This window comes from Pseudomonas syringae group sp. 26L6 (genome assembly GCF_032587815.1).
Lineage (GTDB): Bacteria > Pseudomonadota > Gammaproteobacteria > Pseudomonadales > Pseudomonadaceae > Aquipseudomonas > Aquipseudomonas amygdali.
Genome location: NZ_JAWHPJ010000052.1, coordinates 1 through 19605 on the forward strand (window position 1 = coordinate 1; position 19605 = coordinate 19605).

General features: G+C 57.8%; 15 protein-coding genes. 7 read left to right on the forward strand and 8 right to left on the reverse strand.

Going from position 1 to position 19605, the window contains the following annotated elements:
- Window positions 1–662: 662 nt before the first annotated feature.
- Entirely contained in the window at window positions 663–1820 is a 1158-nt protein-coding gene (locus RYA97_RS20040; RefSeq protein ID WP_005733139.1) for an HlyD family secretion protein, read from the reverse strand.
- On the reverse strand, window positions 1817–3496 hold the full coding sequence (locus tag RYA97_RS20045; RefSeq protein ID WP_117140533.1) for an MFS transporter: 1680 nt from the start codon (window positions 3494–3496) through the stop codon (window positions 1817–1819). Before RYA97_RS20045 ends, RYA97_RS20040 begins: the two co-directional genes overlap by 4 nt.
- 278 nt (window positions 3497–3774) lie before the next feature.
- Between RYA97_RS20045 and RYA97_RS20050 the strand changes: the two genes are divergently transcribed.
- Together RYA97_RS20050 and RYA97_RS20055 are read left to right on the forward strand one after the other, a co-directional pair.
- Window positions 3775–4872 (forward strand): enoyl-CoA hydratase/isomerase family protein, encoded by a 1098-nt coding sequence (locus RYA97_RS20050; protein ID WP_117140534.1) that lies wholly within the window; start codon window positions 3775–3777, stop codon window positions 4870–4872.
- Window positions 4873–4875: 3 nt separating this feature from the next.
- Window positions 4876–6027, forward strand: a complete 1152-nt coding sequence (locus RYA97_RS20055) for an acyl-CoA dehydrogenase family protein (protein WP_004664374.1) — start codon at window positions 4876–4878, stop codon at window positions 6025–6027.
- A 43-nt stretch (window positions 6028–6070) separates the two neighbouring features.
- On the opposite strand, the gene RYA97_RS20060 is transcribed toward RYA97_RS20055, so the two are convergent.
- Both RYA97_RS20060 and RYA97_RS20070 read right to left on the reverse strand, forming a co-directional pair.
- The gene (locus tag RYA97_RS20060; protein ID WP_117140535.1) at window positions 6071–11296 is read right to left on the reverse strand and encodes a dermonecrotic toxin domain-containing protein; all 5226 of its coding nucleotides are present in this window, start codon (window positions 11294–11296) and stop codon (window positions 6071–6073) included.
- A gap of 137 nt (window positions 11297–11433) precedes the next feature.
- The gene (locus tag RYA97_RS20070; RefSeq protein WP_004660698.1) at window positions 11434–12003 is read right to left on the reverse strand and encodes an NADPH-dependent FMN reductase; all 570 of its coding nucleotides are present in this window, start codon (window positions 12001–12003) and stop codon (window positions 11434–11436) included.
- A gap of 211 nt (window positions 12004–12214) precedes the next feature.
- Here RYA97_RS20070 and RYA97_RS20075 point away from each other — a divergent pair, with 211 nt between their 5' ends.
- Complete coding sequence (locus RYA97_RS20075; protein ID WP_005743892.1) at window positions 12215–12430, forward strand: hypothetical protein; 216 nt, start codon at window positions 12215–12217, stop codon at window positions 12428–12430.
- A 46-nt stretch (window positions 12431–12476) separates the two neighbouring features.
- On the opposite strand, the gene RYA97_RS20080 is transcribed toward RYA97_RS20075, so the two are convergent.
- Window positions 12477–13031, reverse strand: a complete 555-nt coding sequence (locus tag RYA97_RS20080) for a GNAT family N-acetyltransferase (protein WP_004664371.1) — start codon at window positions 13029–13031, stop codon at window positions 12477–12479.
- A gap of 21 nt (window positions 13032–13052) precedes the next feature.
- Window positions 13053–13832: a DNA polymerase III subunit epsilon gene (gene dnaQ, locus RYA97_RS20085; RefSeq protein ID WP_002552751.1), complete on the reverse strand. Its 780-nt coding sequence runs from the start codon at window positions 13830–13832 to the stop codon at window positions 13053–13055.
- Between the two features lie 260 nt (window positions 13833–14092).
- On the opposite strand from dnaQ, the gene epsC reads away from it, so the two are divergent.
- Both epsC and RYA97_RS20095 read left to right on the forward strand, forming a co-directional pair.
- Window positions 14093–14857 (forward strand): serine O-acetyltransferase EpsC, encoded by a 765-nt coding sequence (gene epsC / locus RYA97_RS20090; protein WP_117140536.1) that lies wholly within the window; start codon window positions 14093–14095, stop codon window positions 14855–14857.
- A gap of 15 nt (window positions 14858–14872) precedes the next feature.
- Complete coding sequence (locus tag RYA97_RS20095; RefSeq protein ID WP_057401447.1) at window positions 14873–15778, forward strand: VOC family protein; 906 nt, start codon at window positions 14873–14875, stop codon at window positions 15776–15778.
- A gap of 21 nt (window positions 15779–15799) precedes the next feature.
- Here RYA97_RS20095 and rnhA read toward each other — a convergent pair whose 3' ends face one another.
- Entirely contained in the window at window positions 15800–16249 is a 450-nt protein-coding gene (rnhA, locus tag RYA97_RS20100; RefSeq protein ID WP_002552748.1) for a ribonuclease HI, read from the reverse strand.
- A 46-nt stretch (window positions 16250–16295) separates the two neighbouring features.
- Window positions 16296–17057, reverse strand: a complete 762-nt coding sequence (locus RYA97_RS20105) for a methyltransferase domain-containing protein (protein ID WP_005733148.1) — start codon at window positions 17055–17057, stop codon at window positions 16296–16298.
- An 81-nt stretch (window positions 17058–17138) separates the two neighbouring features.
- Here RYA97_RS20105 and gloB point away from each other — a divergent pair, with 81 nt between their 5' ends.
- Both gloB and RYA97_RS20115 read left to right on the forward strand, forming a co-directional pair.
- The gene (gene gloB / locus RYA97_RS20110; protein WP_016982403.1) at window positions 17139–17918 is read left to right on the forward strand and encodes a hydroxyacylglutathione hydrolase; all 780 of its coding nucleotides are present in this window, start codon (window positions 17139–17141) and stop codon (window positions 17916–17918) included.
- 98 nt (window positions 17919–18016) lie between these two features.
- Entirely contained in the window at window positions 18017–19603 is a 1587-nt protein-coding gene (locus RYA97_RS20115) for a LysM peptidoglycan-binding domain-containing protein (protein ID WP_117140537.1), read from the forward strand.
- The last annotated feature ends 2 nt before the right edge of the window (window positions 19604–19605 follow it).

Consider the following 19605-nt stretch of genomic DNA (forward strand, 5'->3'; position numbering starts at 1 on the left):
CGCTTCAGCGTAGGAATGCAGGTCGCGACGCGGAGCGCCGCACGATAGTTGCGATTATCGTTCCGCACGCTCCAGCGTAGGAATGCAGGTCGCGACGCGGAGCGCCGCACGATAGTTGCGATGATCGTTCCTCACGCTCCAGCGTAGGAATGCAGGTCGCGACGCAGAGCGCCGCACGATAGTTGCGATGATCGTTCCGCACGCTCCAGCGTGGGAATGCAGGTCGCGACGCGGAGCGCCGTACGATAGTTGCGATGATCGTTCCTCACGCTCCAGCGTAGGAATGCAGGTCGCGACGCGGAGCGCCGCACGATAGTTGCGATCATCGTTCCTCACGCTTCAGCGTAGGAATGCAGGTCGCGACGCGGAGCGCCGCACGATAGTTGCGATGATCGTTCCGCACGCTCCAGCGTGGGAATGCAGGTCGCGACGCGGAGCGCCGTACGATAGTTGCGATGATCGTTCCGCACGCTCCAGCGTGGGAATGCAGGTCGCGACGCGGAGCGCCGCACGATAGTTGCGATCATCGTTCCTCACGCTTCAGCGTAGGAATGCAGGTCGCGACGCGGAGCGCCGCACGATAGTCGCGATGATCGTTCCGCACGCTCCAGCGTGGGAATGCAGGTCGCGACGCTCTGCGTCGCACAATAGGGGTGGCGAGATTATCGTGCCTCGGGACCCGATGGTTCATCACCCTCTACGCTGGTATCGATACTCACCACCACCGACATGCCCGGCCGTAAATGCTCGAGCATTGGCTGATCGGCATCGACCACGATGCGCACCGGGATGCGCTGAGAAATCTTCACAAAGTTGCCGGTCGCGTTATCGGCAGGCAGCAGGCTGAATTCAGAACCTGCGGCGGGCGAAATTCGTTGTACGTGGCCGTGCATCTCGTGACCGTCGAGCGCATCGACGGTAAAGCTTACCGGCTGGCCAAGGCGCACATGGGCCATCTGGGTTTCTTTCATGTTGGCAACGATCCAGCGCTGCTCGGGTACCAGCGCCATCAATTGTGCACCCGAGTTGACGTAGGCACCCAGGCGCACGCCGATCTGCCCCAACTGCCCGTCACGCGGGGCGACAATGCGGGTGTTGTCCAGGTCGATGCGCGCCAGTTCGATGGCCGCCTGAGCATTGGCCACTGAAGCTTCCAGTGAGCCACGGTTGACGATCACCGTTTGCAGATCCTCACGGGCGATCTGCAATACCGCCCTGGCTTCAGCGACCGCGGCATTTGCCTGCGCATCGGCAGCACGGGTCACATCAAGCTCGCTTTTCGATACCGAGCCATCGGTCACCAGTGCCTGATTGCGGCGCAGATCGGCAGCACTCTTGCGGCTCTGGGCGATGCTGTTCTGCAGTTCAGCCTGGCGCTGGCCGATGGTCGCTTCGGCACTGCGTCGCTGTTGCAGGTTATTGGCCAGCGAGGCTTTCTGTACCGCCAGTTGCGCAATGGCCTGATCCAGGCGCTGGCGATAAATACGATCATCCAGACGCACCAGCAAGTCGCCGGCCTTGACGAACTGGAAGTCCTGAACCGGCACTTCGTAAACATACCCGCTCAACTGCGGCCCGATCAGCGTGGTCTGGCCCTTTACCTGGGCGTTCTCGGTGCTCTCGATCGGACTTGCGAACGGTGGCAGTTGCCAGGCGTATAGCACAACCAGCACCCCGACCAGCGCGACGGCAGCGAAAATCACCGAAGACACGACTCGCTTGCGGGTCGAGCGCGGCTTGCTGGTCACCGGCGACGTCAACGGTGCAGGTGGCGGCGCGCTGCGGGTTGCTTCTGTATCTGAGGTCGTGGATTCGTTCATGAAGATTTAACGCCGGAATTGGATACGGAAGGCGAAGCGGCAGGTGCTACAGGTGCCAACGCCAAAGGTTGAGTGGTCATTTTCAGCCACAGGACCCGGGCTGAAATCCAGATCATGGTCAGTACGGCAATCAGGGCGATCAGCATGAACACATCGTTGTAGGCCAGCACATTGGCTTCTCGGGTCGCAGCCGTAGCCATCGCGCGCATGCCTTGAGTGTTGCGCAGCGACGGGTCGGCAATCACTGAACTGTAACTGGCGCTGTAGCTCTGCAATCGCGCCTGAACCAGCGGGTCGATAAGGGTCAAGTGCTCAACGATGTGACTGGAGTGAAACTTCTCGCGCACGATCTGAAAAGTGCCCAGTGCAGCAGACCCGATCAGGCCGCCAATGTTTTGTGTGATCCCGAACAACACCGAAAAACTCACCATGTTGCGCGGGTTGGCCAGTACACCACTGATCCCCAGCACCAGCGTCGGACCGAGAAAAAACGTACCGCCGAATGCCAGCAGGAATTGACTGAGGTACATGTTCGACTGACGGGTCAGATTGGTCGAATGACTGTCCATCCAGGCACCGACTGCCATCATCGCCAGAGAAATCAGCAATGGCTTGATCAGGTGCGCAGGGTTGATGGTCAGCGCACTGACCGCCAACCCGGCCACACTGCCCAGCAACATCACCATGTACAGCGTGTGCAGTTGCTGACTGCCCATGTTCAGCGCCTGAAGAAAGCCTACGGCGCCCACTGACTGCTCGGACAGCACCACGCGAAACAGGATAACGGCCAGCCCTAGACGCAGAATCGCCCCGCTGCCGAGCCAGCGCGTGATCAGCAACGGTTTGCTTCGGTTATGCTCGATGGCCAGTCCGGCGCAGATCAGCACAATGGAGGCCGCCGACGCCAGACCTATCCACTGCGCTTCCAGCCACCATTCAATGCGCCCCAGCGAGAGAACGGCACAGAGCAGCGCAAAACCGCCAGCCAACAGGCCGAAGGTCAGGAAATCCAGCTTTTCGAACGCCTTGAAACGATCACCCGGTGGCAGCTTGAGCAGCAGTACGCAACCCAGCGAGAGTAGCGCCATACCCAGTTCAAACAGGTACAAACCGCGCCACTGGGCGATCTGCAACAAGTCTTCTGACACCAGCCGGGCCAGCGGCGTCGCCAGCTGGGCGGTGCCAAGCCCGAGCACCAGCGCCTTGAGCCGCCATTTCTGCGGAAACGCCTGAATCATGTAATACAGCCCAAGGGTACTGAGTGCAGCGCCAACCATGCCGTGCGCCGCACGCACGGCGATGGCCGAGTCAATATCGTTGACGAACAGGTGCGCCAGCGTCACCAGTGCATAAAGCACCAGAAACAGTTCGGTGAACGCGCGCAAACCGAACTGCTGACGAAACTTCACCAGCAGCAGGTTCATCGACACATTGGTCATGATGTACGCAGCCGGCAGCCAAGCGATGTCCTGCGACGTCGCACCCAGCGCACCCTGCAAATAGGGCAGGTTGGCAACCACCAGCGCGTTGCCGAGCCCGCCAGTCAGCGCGACGATCACCCCCACCAGCGCAAATGCCCAGCGCCGCGCATCGGAATGCAGAGGCGTCGAAGGCGAGCCGGGCATGGTTGGACGCTCATGGGCGGCCCACTCGCGCGGGGCATATTTATCAGTCATAGAGAACGGTCATGGAGACTTTCATGGGTGCACCCGAGGAATTCCCTTTTGTGACACTAATGACAGTCATAATACTCATCAGCCAGGCAATGATTCACCCCGGTCAGCCCGGCGCATTAAACTCAGTCTCGCCGCAAACGCTCTAAATAGTGGCTTTGTAAAACTTCAGGCTATGCTTAAACGCAGTTTTGCTTTGCACATTTGCGCTGCTAGGATCTTCTGCGACGCTCCAACAAGACTCGAACAAGAAGAAAGCGCAACCGAACAAGGAGTTCAGAATGAGTTCACAGGTTTCATCGGCCCGCTCGGTTCGGCAACCCTCCAGCCGGGATTCGATCGTTGTCGAGGTGCGTAACCACATGGGTCACCTGACCCTCAATCGCCCGGAAGGCCTGAACGCAATCGATCTGGATATGGTCCGCACACTTCGCCAGCAGCTTGACCTCTGGGCTGACGACCCGTCTGTTCATGCAGTGGTTCTGCGCGGCGCAGGTAGCAAAGCATTCTGCGCTGGCGGCGATATCCGTTCACTGTACGAAAGCCATCAGAACGGCCAGGACCTGCACTACACATTCTTTGCCGAAGAGTATGAGCTGGACCTGACCATTCACCGTTACCGCAAACCGATACTGGCCCTGATGGACGGTCTGGTGCTGGGCGGCGGCATGGGCCTGGTCCAGGGCGCTGACCTGCGCGTGGTAACCGAACGCAGCCGGCTAGGCATGCCGGAAGTCGCCATTGGCTACTTTCCGGATGTCGGTGGCAGTTATTTCCTGTCGCGTCTTCCAGGCGAGCTGGGCACCTGGCTGGGCGTGACCGGGTCCCAGATCGGCGCTGCCGATGCCTTGTACTGCGGGCTTGCCAACTGGTCGATGAACAGCGAAATGCTGCCTCGCCTCGACCATATGCTCGACCACCTGAAATGGAAATCGACGCCGCTCAAGGACCTGCAGGGTGCCCTCGCCAAGCTGGCGACCCAGCGCCTGCCCTACCCGCCTCTGGAAACCCTGCGCCCGGCGATTGATCATTTTTTCGGCTTGCCGGATATCCCCAGCATACTCGAGCAGTTGCAAGAGGTGGTCATCGGCGACACCCGCGAGTGGGCGCTGGATACCGTCGGCCGCATGAAGCGTCACTCGCCGCTGGCGATGGCCGTGACCCTGGAAATGCTCCGTCGTGGCCGTCACTTGCCACTACAGGATTGCTTTGCCATGGAACTGCACCTGGACCGCCAATGGTTCGAGCGCGGCGACCTGATTGAGGGCATACGCGCCCTGATAATCGATAAAGACAAGAAGCCGCAATGGAAACACGCCAGCGCGCAGGACGTCAGCAGCGCGCATGTGCAGGGTTTCTTCAGCGGTGTGGAGAATTAAGTCGTGCACGACCTTGAATTGACCGAAGAACAGGTAATGATTCGCGACATGGCGCGCGACTTTGCCCGCAACGAAATCGCCCCGCACGCCCAGGCCTGGGAAAAGGCCGGCTGGATCGATGATGCGCTGGTCGCCAAACTTGGCGAGCTGGGCCTTTTAGGCATGGTGGTGCCGGAGCAATGGGGCGGCACTTACATCGACTACGTCGCCTATGCGCTGGCGGTTGAAGAGATCTCCGCAGCCGACGCAGCCACCGGCACGCTGATGAGCGTACACAGCTCAGTTGGCTGCGGGCCAGTGCTCAATTACGGGACTGATGAGCAGAAACACACCTGGCTGGAAAAGCTCGCCACCGGTCGGGCTATAGGCTGCTTTTGCCTGACCGAACCGCATGCGGGCTCCGAAGCACATAACCTGCGCACTCGTGCCGAGTTGCAAGGTGATGAGTGGGTCATCAACGGTGCCAAACAGTTCGTCAGCAACGGCAAACGCGCACAACTGGCCATTGTGTTTGCCGTGACCGACCCGCAGCTTGGTAAAAAGGGCCTGTCAGCGTTTCTGGTACCCACCGAAAACCCGGGGTTCGTGGTTGACCGCAGCGAACACAAGATGGGCATCAGGGCGTCCGACACCTGCGCCGTCACCTTGAACAATTGCCGAATTCCGGCGGCCAACCTGCTGGGCGAGCGCGGCAAGGGGCTGTCAATTGCCCTCTCCAATCTGGAAGGTGGCCGTATCGGCATCGCGGCGCAGGCCCTGGGCATCGCCCGCGCCGCGTTTGAGGCCGCGCTGGCCTATGCGCGTGAGCGCGTGCAGTTCGACAAGCCGATCATCGAGCACCAGAGCATCGCCAACCTGTTGGCCGATATGCACACCCGCATCAATGCCTCGCGGCTGTTGATTCTGCATGCCGCGCGCCTGCGCAGCGCCGGGCAGCCCTGCCTGTCCGAAGCCTCGCAAGCCAAGCTGTTCGCTTCGGAAATGGCCGAGTGGGTGTGTTCCAAAGCCATCCAGATTCATGGCGGCTATGGCTACCTGGAAGACTACCCTGTCGAAAGGTACTACCGCGACGCGCGCATCACCCAGATCTACGAAGGCTCCAGTGAGATCCAGCGTCTGCTGATTGCCCGCGAACTGCGTCACTACCTGGTCTGATAAACGCGACTGCCCCGGCGATGCCTGTCGCCGGGGCATGCTGTCAGCGCGTCATGAATCGCTCCCGCCCAAGCAGTGTCACCAGCAACGCGACCGAGTCGGCGTTTTTAAGCGTGATGTCGATACGCTTGCGAACATCGTCGTAAAACACGTCTCGAGCCTCATCAAGGGTCTTCTTACCCGCTATCCGCAGAATCGTCTGCTTACCATTACCGTCCGTTCGCCTCAAGTCGCGCCACACGTCTTCATCCAGCTGCCTGAACAGTTTGTCGCGGTCAGTGTGGTAGGACAGGGTCTTCTGCTGTTGATAGGTCAGCTCGTTTCTGATGCGCAGTCGATACTCCGATGCGTCATCCAGCAAATCAACAAACGGCGCCTGAGATTCGAGATAGGCAATGTCGTCAGTCTTGAGCACCAGGTGAGATAACTCATGAATCAGGATCGTGGCGCGATAATGCGGACCATGCTTGAATTCACCCGAGCGAATGACGTTGAGCTTGAAACGGTAGGTAGGCAAACGAAAGAACTGCTCAGTCAGAAAAACCCGCCTTAATGGGTCAGCTTCGAAGATAAACGCACTGGCGGACTCGTTGCCCACCCGGTTAATGCCGACCACGTAACGCTTGGAGTCGATAGGCGACATCGAAGGGCTCATCAACTCCTCGTAAATCTTGGTAACGGCCTTTTTGGTGACTTTATACACATGCTCATCCGGGACCTTCTGAGCAAAAAAATCAGCCAGTATCTTTTCCGTCCGTGGATCTGGCTTTCCGTCCGGCAATCGCCTGGTCAGGTTGGCCAGGCAGTTTTCCAGATAATGCTGAGCCTGAACATATGCATCTTCGATGGCCTGGGCCATTTCTCGATAGGAATGTCGAATCTCGGACATACCTCGAGCATTGATGACTATCAGGTCGTCAACCAGATCATCAATGACGCTGCCTTCAATACGGGTAAGCGCACCACCGCCACCTTTTAGTCCGCCCTGAATATCGAGTTTCCATTGCTGATCGGCATCAAGACTGACCGAGGGGCCAATCTTCTTGCCCGCAATAATGAACCAACCGTCCTCATCGGACTGCAATTCATAGGTCTTACCACCAATGGCTGCATACTTTCTATCGGTGGCCGGATCGCGGTAGACACTTAACAGCTCATCCCTTTGCAGCGTGTCCAAGGCGATCTCATGAGCTTCGAATTCGCGCAGGCGGTCTCTTATCTGCTGCGTCAGTGAGCTATTGCTCCAGGAAAACCCGGACTCATTGGGCTCATCTTCCAGTTGCAAAAGCGTGTCGGACAGAGCAGCGTCGTCCGGTAACGTGCTGGTCTCGTCAACCGTACGTGATGTGAATGCCGAAGAGTTCTGCCCGGAAGAGATCATTACGCTCAAGGCAGCCATGAACTCCGACAGGGCCTTGCCCCAGTGCTGCCCCCCGGCCGAGATGACCGACAGATTCAATAGCGCCTGCCCCTGGATGATACCAACCAATGCACCCAGACGCCCCGGCATCAGTGCCATGACTTGCTCGGCCCCCAGAGTGAACAGGTACCGGGAAGCAGCGCGGCGCTGTTCGGCATTAGTGACGCTGTGCTGTTGCACTTGTAACTTCAGGGTATCCAGAGCGCCCTCGAACATCAGCAGCAGACAGTTACCGTTATAGGGATCGATTTGCACGGTCACCGGTGCAGGAGTATCAAAGGGCACGTCAAAAGAGGATTCTGCACTGAAAGGGAGATGCGGCTCCACGAAGCCACCTTTGTCATAGACTTTGCGCAAATGGGGATCAACACGATCCAGAATGTACGCTTGAAGATAGGTAGAGGTATGGATGTCCCTCAACAGCGCAGCCTGGTCCGGGTACTCCTTGAAAACAAATTCGTCGTGCAGTGGCGCGTAAAGCACCCACGGTCCCGATTGGCTTTCATGCGGCCCCATCAGATACGTATTGAGTACGAGGGTCGGCTCCCAGCCTTCCTTGGCAGGGAGAAACTGCAGGGGGCTGAATACCATCTTGCAGCCGTTGACGGGAAGGCGTGCAATGGCATCAGGCATATCAAGAACGTTTTCGATAACCATATAAGCTTGCTCGGACAACTCATTCTTGAGCCTGAGCGCAAACGCTCGCAGTATATCCAGCGAAGGGATCTGATCGACGAACAGTTTGCGTCGTTTGAGGTAATCAGGAGCAGTCGCGGCAAGGATCGGCTCGAGCATGCTCCGGTAACCCGCAGCGATGTCCAGCGACCTCACCAGATCACGAACGTAAGCCGGAGTGAGCGACGCGTTCAGTGGCTTATCGTCCGCTGATGAGAGAAGGATGACCCCGTCCTGCCTGGACAGGAAACGGTCGATGGCATATTCCACAAGGGTTTCGCTGACTGATTGTGTGGCCGCCGGTATCGACTGGGGTGTCTGCCCCGGTGCGACCGGGACGGGAATGTAATGCGCCATTGTCACCCGGACGCTTTCAGGGTCAGGGCGAGGCTCGGTGAAATCGGTGTTGAACCTGCTTTTCAGTCGCTCGCAGCAGTAGTCATAGAGACTGGGTATATCAAACAAAAAATCTTTCTGGCCGACACAGGTCACATAGAACCGCTGCAGGGCATTCACCAGCGTAATCTGATCAGTCCCCGACGCTTCGCTGACCCATGAAGGGACGATGGCTTTGTAGATGATGAACTGGATGGCAACGCCCAGATAGCCAAGAGCCTGGCGATTTCGGTCATCGCGCTCTCCTGCACTCAGCAGGTTGACGAAAAGTTCTGACGGTACCCGCCAGGTCACGGCCTGCTGATAAAGATACGCCACGGTGCTTCGCTGACGTTCCACCTCGCCACGTTGTAACGTTTCGATGAAATGCTCTTCAATGCGTTGCAGTTTTACCTTGAGATCCAGCGTGCCAGTCCGGGTACGATGATCAAGCAGCCTCTGCCTGTCCGGCTCGGCAAGAACCCCCGACAAGTGCGAAACCAGTTCGAAACCTGTCAACCGCGCAGCAACATAGTCTTTCAGTGCCTGCAGGGTTTCGAAACATACAAGTCCCTTGCTCAGTACCCACAGAGCGGGCGAGCTGTGAGCAAGCCTGTTATTGATCACGAACGCGTTGGGCACCTGGATTGCAGGTGATTCAGGATCGAACTGAACAGAAACGGTGAACGCATCGACCTGTGACTCACCCAGCGCCTCCCTGAGACCAGGCAGTGGCCGGTCCAGTAATTGCTGAACGCTCTCGATGACCGACTCGGGAAGCAAACCTGTACGCTTTTCAACAAGCAATTCCAGGCGCAGTGCATACTCGCGGACCAGGCCGGATATCACACCGGGGCGCTCGCTGCTATCCAGCTGACGAACCGTACGTGAATAGAATTGGCTGATTTGCTCTTCGAAGCGGCGAGGAAACTCCTCCTGTACACAGACCAGTATGTGTTCGAGCAATGCCAACGGCAGGCGTTGCAATGGCCGATTCAGAACCGGAGTTATCAGCCCTGCCACCACCACGCTGTCTGACAGGGGGTCCTGCGTGTAGCCGCAAACGCGGTCAAGCGCCAACGAAAGCAGCCGCACAGGCACCGCATCCATGGCAGCCGGCAAGATCCAAAGGGCGCGGGCATCCAGAGGTGGTCCTCCAATTACAGCCAGGTAACGGTTCAGCGCGTGACGCATGCAGCCCTCAACACCGGCATGCAGAACATCAACGCGCTCAAGCAACACATCAAGCTTCTTCAGTTTGCCAATCCAGTTGTAAGAAGGCTCGGAAACAAGCTTCGGATGCTCCCCCACGCTAGCCTGGATCGAGGCTCCCCAGGTTTGGCCAAAGGGCAGCACTTCCGGACGCCAGCGCCCTGAGTCGTGGAGGTTTGATAGCCGGCCATCCAGGAGTCCGCGAATATCCAGTGCATCATCAACCCGAACCGGATTTTTTTCATATTGGATCGGTGGCAGGCCCAGGACATAACGCAGATTGCGCTTTTGCAGAGCGATCACAGAGTCAGCGAATTCACTGAAAAACACGTTGGCGAACGCATCCTGATACGACTCGACCTTACCCTTCTCTTTAATGGCAAGGTGATCGTTCAAGGATGAATAAAACAGCAGCTCGGCACGTGAGGGGTCGCTCAGTACGTGCGCTATTGCACGAGCCGGATCATCAAAGCGCAAGAAGCCCGACAGCGAGAAGTAGAGAAACGCACTCGACGGCTGTTCTGCGGGAAAATCAATCAGGAACACGCCCACCAGCTTGACAGGCTCCTGTCCCGCAACGGTGACTGACAACCGTTGAACGCGTATCGACTGTGCATTGCCAGGTTGCGAGGGTAACAGGCTGAGCAAACAGCGATACTCTGCTTCAGTCATCGTGCCATGTGCCCGGCTCGATAAAAGATGCTGAAGAAAACACTCAGCGAGCGCATGACCAATAAAGTCTCTTACTGTACGGCCGTCCTGTCGTTTTGACATCCAGTAGTCAGACAGCAATTGCTCGTATGCATCGCGAACTCCCGAAACCACGTCAGCCAGCGCCAGCTCGAAAAGCTCGCTCTGCGCTTGCGGCAAGACAAGGCCCCGCGCATCCAGAAATTGCCGTATCAGACCCGTCGGAAGAACGTTCAGGGAAAATGCCTGCACAGCAGCATCAGCCAGATACTGAGTGCCCACTACCGATGACACCACCGGATTGGCTCCGGGATCAGTGCCCAGAATCTGCACCACCTGACTGAAAACGTCGACGCTGTCTGCGACGCCTCTCTGCACTAACGCCGTCTGCAAGGCCTTGCCTGCCGCAGCTCGCAGGTCCGGCAGCCCCTGCAACTGGACCAACAGGCGTTCCAGATGCCCGGCCTGCTGGCGCATGATCGCCAGCGTACGCGCTTCGAAGAGCGAGCCCTCGACACGCTCTGCCTCGATAGTCGATATATCGCTGACGTCGCCAAACCGCTGCTGCAAGGCAATTAGCAGCGAAGTGCGGCTCTCGAATCGCTCAACCCCGAAGGTCAGGGTACTCAAAAAGACTGGCGCGACACCTGGCGTGGGGTCGCTGATTAACAAGGCACCCGCAACTTCGGCGTTATCGGGCGAATTGTCGCCTATGATCAGCCGATCAGCTCTTGGACGGGGTGCATCGCTGTTGGGCTCGACACTTACTCCGACCAATAATTGCAGCCACTTGCCATCTTCACTGCTGATGCGTGAGCTGCCGACTGCGTCATGAATGTCCTGTGTGAATCGGCTGCGCAGAGAGTCGCTGAAAAAATAGGGAAGTACTGTTGGCATGTGCTGTTTCCTTTGAATAGCCCTCATCGCTCACTGCGCCGGGGCACGTGGCAGAGGAAAAGGAAACAGCTTATTGAGGTAGCACGACGCGCCTGCGTTACATAAAGCAATGGGTCCGCAGGCGCACGTCGCTCACATCAATTAACGGAAGGCTGGACGTTCTTTTCAACCCATGCAGCGAAGGCGTTGATGAACTTCTCCAGAAATGGCCGTGTCTTGTCGGACAGTGCGCCCGCTTCATCGAAAAAGCTTCCAGCGCCACCCAGGTATGCCTCAGGCTGCTGAAGGCACAGCACGTCCAGAAATACCAGAGACTGGCGCAGGTGATGGTTGGCACCAAAGCCACCGACAGCACCCGGAGAAGCGCTTATGACCGCGCCGGGTTTGCCGCTGAAAGCGCTTTTGCCGTAAGGACGCGAGCCCACATCAATGGCATTTTTCAGGGCACCCGGCACCGAACGGTTGTATTCCGGTGTTACAAAAAGCACGCCGTCGGCAGCGCCCAACTGGTCGCGAAATGCACTGTAGGCTGGCGGCGGAGAAGCGCCATCAATGTCTTCGTTATACAGAGGCAAATCGCCAATTTCGACGATATTCAGTTTAAGGCTGGCAGGTGCCAGCTCCGCGAGGGCAAGCGCAATTTTTCGGTTGATGGAGTCTTTTCGCAGACTGCCGACCAATACGGCAATGGTATGAACCTGGCTCATGAAAATATCCGTCATCTGATTAATAGGGAAGATCAGGTATACAACAACAGCCGCCTTTAGACGACCATTGCCCTGGTCAATTCCCCGACGCGCCACAACCGCCCGGATTATTTTTTTCCTGCCGGCAAACTCACCTATAGATCAGTGGTCTACTAGCCTCGATGGATTCGTAAACCAGCAGTTATATTCAGTTTCAGAGGTTACAGAGCAAATGGCTTCAGTTCTCGTCGGACAATTTCATGCCAGAGACGCCGAAGGTCGCGTCTACCCGGTCCATGAATTCCAGGAATCGCAGCCGGGTGAGGTGCAGGGCGGGCAGCCGGTAATCACTTACAGACTGGCAATTGGTGACCGGGTCAAGCATCTGGGTGGTGAAGACTTTCAACTGGTGCAATCGGGCGTAAAAATCACCCGTACACCGTCGTAATACAGGCAGAACTCCCGCTCGAGCTGCCGCTGCCAGCGGGAAGTTGCTAGTCAGAAAAGATCAGATACCAGAAAATCGCCGTTTCACGTGTGTTGGGATCTATGCCTCTATAGCGCATATGATCCACCCCGCCTACCACGTATCCACAACGCTCATACAACCTGCAGGCACCCAGGTTATTGTTCTGGGTTTCCAGAACGATGCCGGGCAGATTGCGCTTGCGACTCCAGAATTGAGCGACATCGAGCAATGAACGCGCGACCCCATGACGACGCGCCGACTCGTCTACCGCCAATTCATCGATGTAGGCGAACCCGCTCCAGTGAGTGCTCATCACGATATGGCCAACAGGGCGGTCATCCAGCCAGGCCACCATCACCGAACTCGTGGCGGCATCGCGATGATCGGCAAACTCCTGAGAATCGATACCATAATTCTTGCTGTACGGCTCGACCAACTCAACCTGCCATGAATCAACGCTTTCGCCGATACGCGGTTGGGCATAGCCAAGCACTGTAAACGTGAATTCGCTATTGAGAATGTAGTCCTCGAAGCATTCGTCTGCGATCCGAATGCTCAAGGCAGGGTTTGCCACGTTCATGTCACCACTCGCTGGTTGCTGTCAGGAGGACGTCTGCGCTGCGGCTTCCAGCATTTGTACCCACAAAGCAGGTGCACCGGATGCCTTGGCAATGGTGCTCATACGGACTTCATGCTCGGCCAGTTCACTTTCCGAAGCACGAATGATGCGGCAAGGTTTGCGATCGGCAGGCAAACGGCGGATTTCGCTGCCTCGGTTGCCAGAGCCTTCACCGGAGCCGTTGCCGTCAGAGGCATTACCAGCCAGCGACAGGCTGGTCTGCCCGCCAGTCATCGCCAGGTAGACGTCGGCCAGAATTTCAGAGTCGAGCAGTGCGCCGTGCAGCTCGCGGCCTGAGTTGTCGACGCCGTAGCGCTTGCACAGGGCATCCAGACTGTTGCGCTGCCCCGGATGGCGCTCGCGGGCCATCATCAGGGTGTCGAGGATCGAACAGTGCTGGGTGATATCAGCCCTGTCCTGCGAACCCATCAAGGCAAATTCGTTGTTGATGAAGCCAACATCGAACGCTGCGTTGTGAATGATCAGTTGCGCGCCTTTGATGAATTCGAAAAATTCATCGGCGACTTCGGCAAACCGGGGCTTGCCGACCAGAAATTCGTTAGTGATACCGTGAACACCAATCGCGCCTTCGTCACTTTCGCGATCAGGTTGCAGGTACACGTGAAAATGCCGACCGGTCAGGCGCCGGCCAATCAACTCGACACAACCGATCTCGATGATCCGGTGACCATCTGTCACCGGCATACCGGTGGTTTCGGTATCGAGAACGATCGATCTGTTATCCAGGTTTTGCAATGCCATTGACTGTCGCCTCATCTACAGGCCGCGATTCTAACACGCCATGGAAGCTGCGAGCCTGTCGGATCCATCCGCAATTGAAAGGGATAAACGTCAGCGGGCGCTGCAGGGATACAACGGATTCGGCGATTTTACCCGGAACTCGCACGCCTCCCGAGTTGCACCATGAGTTGCGATAAAGGCAACAGAGTTCCGAGTTTGCGATGATTGCTGACGCGTCTGCCGCGTGTCCATACTCGACCCATCGGCAACAGGAGATCGATATGAGCCCTCTCTGGCAGCGCCTTCGCGATCAAGCCCGGCAACTGACCGAGCGCAACCCGGTACTCGGCGATTATGCGACAAGCCACCTGCTGGCCTATTCGACTTTCGAGGATGCGCTCGCTGCGAACCTTGCCCGACAGATGCAGGTCCAAGCGAGTAACGTGGCGCTGGAAGACTGGTTCAAGGCGATCATAAAGGCCAGGCCGTCCATCGCTCAGGCAGCAGCTGCCGATATCAACCATCTGGAAACAGTCAATCCTGCCTGCCCGGATCACCTCACGGCCTTTCTGACCTTCCGTGGCATACAGGCCGTTCAGGCATACCGCATCGCCCATGCACTGTGGGCTGAGGGCGATGAGCAAAGCGCGGTGCTAGTACAGAACTGGGCGGCCAACACCTGGAGCATCGACATTCACCCGGCGGCGCGGCTCGGAAAATCCCTGTTTGTCGACCATGGCATCGGCCTTGTTATCGGGGAAACCGCTGTAGTCGAAGATCAAGTGAGCCTCTGGCACGGTGTCACGCTGGGCAGCACCCTCAACGAAGCAGGCGACCGACACCCGAAAATCCGCAGAGGCGCACTGATTTGCGCCGGAGCAACCGTTCTGGGGAACATCGAAGTAGGAGCCAATGCCATCGTGGCGGCCAACTCGGTCGTACTCAAAGCTGTGGGCGCTGGAACGGTCGTCGCTGGCACACCGGCAAAGGTGGTGGGTAATGCCCCTGCTTTTCTGGCGACCTTTACGACAAAATCCAAAGGCTAATCAGGAGCTATTACCATGACAGCCGTCGCTCAATTTGCGCAGGGTATCGATCATCCTCTTGTCACCGTGCGTAATCATGCCGAGGCTCTGGAGCTGTATCGCAGAATGGGCTTCGCGCCGTCGCCGGTCAGCTACCACCCTTGGGGAACCGTCACCTCGTTGATGATGTTTCCCAGTAACTTTATCGAATTGATCGGCGTCGAAGATGCTTCGAAATTCGGCACCCACTCGGTAAACGGTTTCTGCTTCGGACGTCAGCTGGGTCAATTCCTCGACCGCGGCGAAGAAGGCGTTTCGCTGGTGGCGCTGCACAGTAAAGATGCCGACGATGACCACGCGCGTATGGCGGCTGCAGGGCTTGAAAGCCAGGGCCGTATTGATTTTCGTCGAAAAATGACGCTCCCCGATGGTCGCGACGATGAAGCTGTTGTTTCGTTGGCGCTCTTCATCGACCCGGAACTCCCGGACGCCTCCAACTTTATCTGCCATCAGCATCGTCCTGAACTGATCTGGGTGCGCGGCTGGCAGAACCACCCCAATGGCGCAGACGGGATTCTGGCAATCACTTATCTGGCAGACCCCGAACGGCTTGAACCCCGCTGGCGAGCTATCTATGGCGATGCAGTGAAATACAACGGTACTGTGCTGGAGGCTGATACCCGATGCGGCTTATTGCGAGCGATTGACGCCGCTACAGCTGCCCTGGAATTTCCGGGCGTCGAACTACCTGCAATTACCAGGGAGCGCCCCCATGCGATTTCCATCCGGCTGCGCACCACGAGCCTCAACGACCTGCGCGCAATACTGGCGCGTAATGACGTGGCTCATCATGAAATACGGGGTCATGAAATACCGGACCGCGTCCTCGTGGCGCCGCACGCGGCAGGCAATGTCATCCTCGATTTCGTACAGAGTGTTTGACTGAACGTCGACTGACGAATATCAGCTTTTTATGCCACGCACTTCGTCAACACCACGGTTGGCGAGCTGGTCGGCACGCTCGTTGCCGGGATGGCCGATATGGCCTCGTACCCACTGCCATTTCACGTTATGCCGGCTGACCTGTTCATCGAGCAGCTGCCACAGATCGGCATTTTTGACCGGTTCCTTGGCCGCGGTTTTCCAGCCGCGTTTCTTCCAGTTGACCATCCACTCGGTAATGCCTTTCATCACGTACTGAGAGTCGGTCACCAGCGTCACTTCGCAGGGACGCTTGAGCTCTTCGAGCCCGCGAATGGCACCCGTCAGCTCCATGCGGTTGTTGGTGGTGTTGGCCTCGCCACCCCACAGCTCTTTTTCGACACCCTTGCACACCAGCAGGGCACCCCACCCGCCAGGGCCAGGATTTCCCTTGCAGGCACCGTCGGTGAAGAGTTCAACGCTATCGCTCATTACGACCTTTCCAGAATGATGGGCTTCATGTGCAGCAGGGCATTGCTCAGGAATGATCCTGAGTGTTGCGACTGACCTTGGCCATCGGCATGGGAATCAGCTTGCCGATAGGGTCGCGGCGTACCTGACGTACAGGCCTCAGGCCTACCACCAGTTTACGCGCCACCAGAAGGTAGAAGCCGCCACCGGGGCTCTGACGTCCTTCGCCGAGGCTTTCGAGCCCAGCAAGGCGTGACTGCCATGCCGCTGAAGCAAGGGGCGGACGATAGCATCCGAAGCGCCGTTTCTCCAGCGCGAAGCCCAGCAGGTTCAGCCAGTCGGCGACCCGCGAGGATGAGATGCAGCGCGCCTTGCGCAGCGCATCCCGAGCGAACACGTGACGCATGCCCCAGGCGCTCCAGGGGTTGATGCCGATAATCAGCAAGTGCCCGCCCGGCCGAACACTGCTGGCTGCTTCACGAAGTAGCCCGTGGGGCGACAGGCAGAAATCGAGGCCGTGTTGCAGTACCACGACATCCGCCGCGTGTTCGCTCAATGGCCAGGCCTGCTCTTCGCAGACAATCTCGACGCCCGGCAATGGTGCTCCGAGCCGCACATTGCGTTGCACCTGCGGGGCAACCGGCGGCGCTTGCGCCGACGGGCCGTAATGCACCAGATAGCCGCCGAAATACCGCCCCAGCTCTTCGTCGAGAATGCGCCGCTCCTCTTCGAGCAGAAGCTGCCCCAGCGGCCCGGAAAGCCATTCACGGGCAGCGCGGATCAATGCAAGCCACTCAGGATCAGCCTGAGCGAACGCTTCATCGGTCATGAGTTCTCCTCCAGAGGTGCTCGCGTACAGCGGCAACAGACTCTAAGATGCACCATTGTCCGCCGCTATGCGAACTGCGCCATGATACAGATCCACGCCCTTCCTGCTTTCAATGACAACTACATATGGTTGTTACAAGACCTTTCGAGCCAGCAATGCGCTGTGGTCGATCCTGGCGACGCGAAACCGGTGCTGGGCTGGCTGGCGGAACATCCTGACTACCAGCTGACCGATATCCTCATCACCCACCACCACAATGATCATGTCGGTGGCGTGGCGGAACTCAAGCAGGCGACCCGGGCACGCGTACTCGGACCTGCGGCAGAAACTATTCCGGCACGCGATATCGCACTGGTCGACCATGACCGACTGACAGTGCTCGGTCTCGAGTTTGTGGTGCATGCAGTTCCCGGCCACACGCTCGGTCATATTGCCTTCTACCATGAAGACGCTACAACGCCCTTGCTGTTCAGCGGCGACACGCTGTTCGCAGCAGGCTGTGGACGTCTGTTCGAGGGTACGCCAGAGCAGATGCATGACTCCCTCGAGCGTCTGGCCAAACTGCCGGACAGCACGCTGATTTATTGCGCCCACGAATACACGCTGAGTAATCTGCGCTTCGCCCAGGCCGTCGAGCCCGATAATCAGGATATTGCCCAACGCCTCGCCGAAGTCACCCGCTGGCGTAGTGAAAATCGCATCAGCCTTCCTTCAAACCTGGCTCTGGAAAAACGCACCAACCCGTTCCTGCGAACCCGGGAAACATCTGTTAAAGAAAAAGCGGACGAACGGAGCGGCGGGCAAAACACCTCGCAGAGTGCGGTCTTTGCCAGCTTGAGGGCATGGAAAGATAAGTTCTGACCGACCATAAAACCGCAATAAAATTCTGAAAGGTTGACCGACGGCAGGCTGCTTCCTAGAATCGCCCGACATTTTCGTCTGGATGTACCCCCCGAACAATGTCGTCATCTATCAGCAAGCCTTCACATTCGGACGCATTGACTCGGTTGGCTCAGGCCATAGCTGTCACCGCGAGTGCGCTTCTGGCCGGTTGCCAGAGCACTGCCAGCGTCGACCCGGTCAGCAGCCATCGCACGCCTAATCTGGCCGCCGGCATCAAGCAAAAACCGATTTTCCTGTCTCACAAGCCCGTCACTCCCCTCGCCCCGCCACAAGATGTGTGGGAGCGCATGCGTCAGGGCTTTCAACTGCAACAAGGCAACGATCAAAACCCCCGTATCGACCAGCAGCGCCTGTGGTTCGCCAACAACCCTACCTTTCTGGAAAACGCTGGCGAGCGTGGCAGCCTGTATATGCATTACATCGTCGAGCGCCTTGAAGAACGCAACATGCCGCTGGAGCTGGCTCTGCTGCCGGTCATCGAAAGCGCCTACAACCCGATGGCCGTTTCACGCAGCCAGGCTGTAGGTCTATGGCAGTTCATCCCCTCGACCGGGCGTTATTTCAATCTGCGTCAGACCAGCTTTTACGACGGACGTCGTGATATCCAGGCCTCGACTGTTGCCGCACTGGATTACCTGACCCGCCTGCATGACATGTTCAACGGCGACTGGTTGCTGGCCCTGGCGGCCTACAACGCGGGCGAAGGCACAGTGAGCCGTGCCATCGAGCGCAATGACAAGCTCAACCTGCCGACCGACTACTGGAACCTGCCACTTCCGCAGGAAACACGGGACTATGTGCCCAAGCTGCTGGCCTTGTCCCAGGTAGTACTGTCGCCGGAAGCCTATGGCGTCAACCTCAATCCGATCGCCAACCAGCCCTATTTCGAAGTCGTCGAACTCAACAAGCGCGTCGATCTGTCCAAAGTGGCCAGCGCTGCCGATATTGACGAAGATGAGCTTATCCAGCTCAACCCTGCCTACAAGAAGCGCCTGACCGTCGATGGGCCTCAGCATCTGCTGGTGCCAACGTCCAAGGCGCAACTGCTGACTGCCAGCCTGCTGACCATGAAACAGGAAGAGCTGGTCGCCTGGCAGCCTTACCGCGTACGCAAGGGCGATACTCTGGAAAGCCTGGCGAGTCGCTATCAGGTCACGGTCAGCTCGCTCAAGGGCAATAACAAGCTGTCCGGCAACCGCCTGAAGGTCGGTCAATCACTGAGCATACCGGTCAAGCCGGGCATGCAGAATTCACAGCCCGTGTTCGAAGCGTTGGCCAGCAACGACAAGCCGTCACGTACCCGAAGTTACAAGGTGCGCAGCGGTGACAACCTGACCACCATCGCGCAAGCCAACAAGGTGGATGTCGAAGACCTGCAACGCTGGAACAAGCTGACCGGCAAGAAGCTCAAGGTCGGCCAGACGCTGGTCATGCAGGACACCAGCAAATCCAGCAGTAAAACGGTCGCCAGCGCCAAAGACGGCGAAAAGAAATCCATGCAGTACAAGATCCAGAAAGGCGACTCGATGTACCTGGTCGCCAAGCGCTTTAACGTCGAGATGCAACATCTCAAGCGCTGGAATCCACGTAGCGGGCAGGCCCTCAAACCCGGTCAGACCCTGACCGTTTACCTGCCGCACTGATG